This window comes from Flavobacterium sp. MFBS3-15, assembly GCF_026107645.2.
In the GTDB taxonomy this organism is placed as follows: Bacteria; Bacteroidota; Bacteroidia; order Flavobacteriales; family Flavobacteriaceae; genus Flavobacterium.
Window position 1 is genome coordinate 1 of the sequence record NZ_JAPCHV010000035.1, and the last position, 5,272, is coordinate 5,272.

The window sequence follows — 5,272 nt, forward strand, 5'->3', positions numbered from 1 at the left end:
GTTAGTGAGAAAATAAAGAATGATACGTTCATAGACATATTGGATTGACAGCATAAGAGAGAGTAAGAAACTCTTAGCGATTATTGAAAAAGACCTGAATAAAGATCGTAAAAATATAAAAACATACGATGAAGAGTTTGATCCTGGCTCAGGATGAACGCTAGCGGCAGGCCTAACACATGCAAGTCGAGGGGTAGAAGTCTTCGGACTTTGAGACCGGCGCACGGGTGCGTAACGCGTATGCAATCTGCCTTACACTAAGGGATAGCCCAGAGAAATTTGGATTAATACCTTATAGTATATTGATGTGGCCTCACATTATTATTAAAGATTTATCGGTGTAAGATGAGCATGCGTCCCATTAGCTAGTTGGTATGGTAACGGCATACCAAGGCTATGATGGGTAGGGGTCCTGAGAGGGAGATCCCCCACACTGGTACTGAGACACGGACCAGACTCCTACGGGAGGCAGCAGTGAGGAATATTGGTCAATGGGCGCAAGCCTGAACCAGCCATGCCGCGTGCAGGATGAAGCATCTATGGTGTGTAAACTGCTTTTGTACGGGAAGAAACACCTCTACGTGTAGAGGCTTGACGGTACCGTAAGAATAAGGATCGGCTAACTCCGTGCCAGCAGCCGCGGTAATACGGAGGATCCAAGCGTTATCCGGAATCATTGGGTTTAAAGGGTCCGTAGGCGGTTTTGTAAGTCAGTGGTGAAATCCGGCAGCTCAACTGTCGAACTGCCATTGATACTGCAGGACTTGAATTATTGTGAAGTAACTAGAATATGTAGTGTAGCGGTGAAATGCTTAGATATTACATGGAATACCCATTGCGAAGGCAGGTTACTAACAATGGATTGACGCTGATGGACGAAAGCGTGGGGAGCGAACAGGATTAGATACCCTGGTAGTCCACGCCGTAAACGATGGATACTAGCTGTTCGGAAGCAATTCTGAGTGGCTAAGCGAAAGTGATAAGTATCCCACCTGGGGAGTACGGGCGCAAGCCTGAAACTCAAAGGAATTGACGGGGGCCCGCACAAGCGGTGGAGCATGTGGTTTAATTCGATGATACGCGAGGAACCTTACCAGGGCTTAAATGTAGTGGGACAGGCTTGGAAACAGGCCCTTCTTCGGACTCATTACAAGGTGCTGCATGGTTGTCGTCAGCTCGTGCCGTGAGGTGTCAGGTTAAGTCCTATAACGAGCGCAACCCCTGTTGTTAGTTGCCAGCGAGTGATGTCGGGAACTCTAACAAGACTGCCGGTGCAAACCGTGAGGAAGGTGGGGATGACGTCAAATCATCACGGCCCTTACGTCCTGGGCTACACACGTGCTACAATGGCCGGTACAGAGAGCAGCCACTGGGCGACCAGGAGCGAATCTATAAAGCCGGTCACAGTTCGGATCGGAGTCTGCAACCCGACTCCGTGAAGCTGGAATCGCTAGTAATCGGATATCAGCCATGATCCGGTGAATACGTTCCCGGGCCTTGTACACACCGCCCGTCAAGCCATGGAAGCTGGGGGTACCTGAAGTCGGTGACCGCAAGGAGCTGCCTAGGGTAAAACTGGTAACTGGGGCTAAGTCGTAACAAGGTAGCCGTACCGGAAGGTGCGGCTGGAACACCTCCTTTCTAGAGACACGGTCTCAGGTCCAAAGATGATAAGTAAAGATTACTTACTCTCGCTGTTAGTTCAAAAAATACAAGAAGAAGAGAGCTGAAAAGGTTTAAAGTTTCAGGTTTAAGGTTTCAAGTTGCCATGCAGCATGGAAATCTGAAATCTGAAATCTACAATCTGAAATAACAAAGTCTCGTAGCTCAGCTGGTTAGAGTACTACACTGATAATGTAGGGGTCGGCAGTTCGAGTCTGCCCGGGACTACAAAAAAGTTCAAAGTTTAAAGTTGGAAAGTTCAAAGTTAAGCTGCGACGCAAAAAAGCGCTTCATCTTGAAAAAAGGAAATTCTGGAAGTTATGGGTAATGGATTATCATAATTCATAATTCGTCATTCGTAATTCAAAAGGAATGGGGGATTAGCTCAGCTGGCTAGAGCGCCTGCCTTGCACGCAGGAGGTCATCGGTTCGACTCCGATATTCTCCACGAATCGTGTTGATTCGTTGATGCGGTAATTTGGTAATTTGTTTAAAGCGAATAACCAAATAACCAAATCCACAGATAAACTGCGATAAAAGTTCATTGACATATTGAGATAAAATTCAAAAAGTAGAAAAATATAGAAAGCACAGTAAGCTGTTATAAAGTTCGAAAGTTGAAAGTTTAAAAGTTGCAAGACTTTATGACATTATAACTTAGGACATTACAACAGATAAAGTACAATAAGCAAAATAAGGGCGTATGGGGGATGCCTGTGGCTCTCAGAGGCGAAGAAGGACGTGATAAGCTGCGAAAAGCTACGGGGATTGGCACACACGAGGTGATCCGTAGATATCCGAATGGGGCAACCCACTACATTGAAGATGTAGTACCCGATAGGGGGCAAACCCGCTGAACTGAAACATCTAAGTAGGCGGAGGAGAAGAAAACAAAAGTGATTCCGTAAGTAGTGGCGAGCGAACGCGGATTAGCCCAAACCGTTGTTGTTACGGCAATAACGGGGTTGTAGGACCACGATATTTCATGCATAAAGAACTGGAACCATCTGGAAAGTTGGGCGATACAGGGTGATAGCCCCGTACAGGTAATGAGTGTAATGGATAGTGGTATCCTGAGTAGGGCGGGGCACGTGAAACCCTGTCTGAATCTGGCGGGACCATCCGCTAAGGCTAAATACTCCTGAGAGACCGATAGTGAACCAGTACCGTGAGGGAAAGGTGAAAAGAACCGTGAATAACGGAGTGAAATAGATCCTGAAACCATACGCCTACAAGCGGTCGGAGCAGACAAGTTCTGTGACGGCGTGCCTTTTGCATAATGAGCCTACGAGTTACCGTTGCTGGCAAGGATAAGTACTTAAGGTATGGATCCGTAGCGAAAGCGAGTCTGAATAGGGCGCTTTAGTCAGTAATGGTAGACGCGAAACCGTGTGATCTACCCATGGGCAGGATGAAGCTGTGGTAACACACAGTGGAGGTCCGAACCGGTTGACGTTGAAAAGTCTTCGGATGACCTGTGGGTAGGGGTGAAAGGCCAATCAAACTCGGAAATAGCTCGTACTCCCCGAAATGCATTTAGGTGCAGCGCTGGCTTAGTTTATTAGAGGTAGAGCTACTGATTGGATGCGGGGGCTTCACCGCCTACCAATTCCTGACAAACTCCGAATGCTAATAAATGTTTACCAGCAGTGAGGGCATGGGTGCTAAGGTCCATGTCCGAGAGGGAAAGAACCCAGACCATCAGCTAAGGTCCCCAAATGTATGCTAAGTTGAAAAAACGAGGTTTGTCTGCCCAGACAGCTAGGATGTTGGCTTGGAAGCAGCCATTCATTTAAAGAGTGCGTAACAGCTCACTAGTCGAGCGGACGAGCATGGATAATAATCGGGCATAAGTATACTACCGAAGCTATGGACAGAATATTCTGTGGTAGGGGAGCATTCTATGGGCGTTGAAGGTGATATGTGAGTATTGCTGGAGCGTATAGAAAAGAAAATGTAGGCATAAGTAACGATAATGCGGGCGAGAAACCCGCACACCGAAAGACTAAGGTTTCCTCAGCTATGCTAATCAGCTGAGGGTTAGTCGGGACCTAAGGCGAACCCGAAAGGGACAGTCGATGGCCAACGGGTTAATATTCCCGTACTTCTTATAATTGTGATGGGGCGACGGAGTGATGAAAGCACCGCGAACTGACGGAATAGTTCGTTAAAGTACCTAGCTATAGACTTTGTAGTTAAATGCGCAGAGTTTGGTGAAATACGATAGTACTCAGAGCCTTCGGGCAAAGAGATAGTGTGCCTAAGGGCTTCCAAGAAAAACCTCTAAACTTAGATTATAAGAACCCGTACCGTAAACCGACACAGGTAGTCGAGGAGAGAATCCTAAGGTGCTCGAGAGATTCATGGCTAAGGAATTAGGCAAAATAGACCTGTAACTTCGGGAGAAAGGTCGCCAGCAGCAATGCTGGCCGCAGTGAAAAGGTCCAGGCGACTGTTTATCAAAAACACAGGGCTCTGCAAAATCGTAAGATGAAGTATAGGGCCTGACACCTGCCCGGTGCCGGAAGGTTAAGAGGAGATGTTATGGGTAACCAGAAGCATTGAATTGAAGCCCCGGTAAACGGCGGCCGTAACTATAACGGTCCTAAGGTAGCGAAATTCCTTGTCGGGTAAGTTCCGACCTGCACGAATGGTGTAACGATCTGGACACTGTCTCAGCCATGAGCTCGGTGAAATTGTAGTATCGGTGAAGATGCCGATTACCCGCAGTGGGACGAAAAGACCCTGTGCACCTTTACTATAGCTTAGTATTGACCTTGGATAAGTGATGTGTAGGATAGGTGGGAGACTGTGAAATGGGTTCGCCAGGACTTGTGGAGTCATTGTTGAAATACCACCCTTTGCTTATCTGAGGCCTAACCCCGCTTTGTGGGGGACATTGCTTGGTGGGTAGTTTGACTGGGGTGGTCGCCTCCAAAAGAGTAACGGAGGCTTCTAAAGGTTCCCTCAGCACGCTTGGTAACCGTGCGTAGAGTGCAATGGCATAAGGGAGCTTGACTGAGAGACATACAGGTCGATCAGGTACGAAAGTAGAGCATAGTGATCCGGTGGTTCCGCATGGAAGGGCCATCGCTCAAAGGATAAAAGGTACGCCGGGGATAACAGGCTGATCTCCCCCAAGAGCTCATATCGACGGGGGGGTTTGGCACCTCGATGTCGGCTCGTCACATCCTGGGGCTGGAGAAGGTCCCAAGGGTTGGGCTGTTCGCCCATTAAAGTGGCACGCGAGCTGGGTTCAGAACGTCGTGAGACAGTTCGGTCTCTATCTACTGTGGGCGTTAGAAATTTGAGTGGATCTGATTCTAGTACGAGAGGACCGAGTCGGACTGACCTCTAGTGTATCTGTTGTCCCGCCAGGGGCACCGCAGAGTAGCTACGTCGGGAAGGGATAAGCGCTGAAAGCATATAAGCGCGAAACCCACCACAAGATGAGATTTCTTTTAAGGGTCGTGGAAGATGACCACGTTGATAGGCTATAGATGTAAAGGCAGTAATGTCATAGTCGAGTAGTACTAATAACCCGTAAGCTTATGTACAAACCTCCTTCCCCGCCACGGCGGGGGAGGAAGGAACTTTCTAAATCAAATAC

Annotated in this window: 2 tRNA genes and 2 rRNA genes; all 4 read left to right on the plus strand. The window is 48.0% G+C overall.

The features are described from left to right. Positions 1–125: 125 nt before the first annotated feature. The 4 genes from OGH69_RS18150 to OGH69_RS18165 all read left to right on the plus strand — a co-directional run bounded on the left by OGH69_RS18150 (position 126) and on the right by OGH69_RS18165 (position 5,219). Positions 126–1,641: ribosomal RNA gene (locus tag OGH69_RS18150) — 16S ribosomal RNA — on the plus strand. Positions 1,642–1,816: 175 nt separating this feature from the next. Further along, a tRNA-Ile gene (locus tag OGH69_RS18155) sits at positions 1,817–1,890 on the plus strand. Positions 1,891–2,036: 146 nt separating this feature from the next. After that, positions 2,037–2,110 (plus strand) — tRNA-Ala (locus OGH69_RS18160). 234 nt (positions 2,111–2,344) lie between these two features. Then, positions 2,345–5,219, plus strand: a 23S ribosomal RNA gene (locus tag OGH69_RS18165). Together the 16S and 23S rRNA genes with 2 tRNA genes alongside form the textbook arrangement of a ribosomal RNA operon. Positions 5,220–5,272 lie beyond the last annotated feature (53 nt).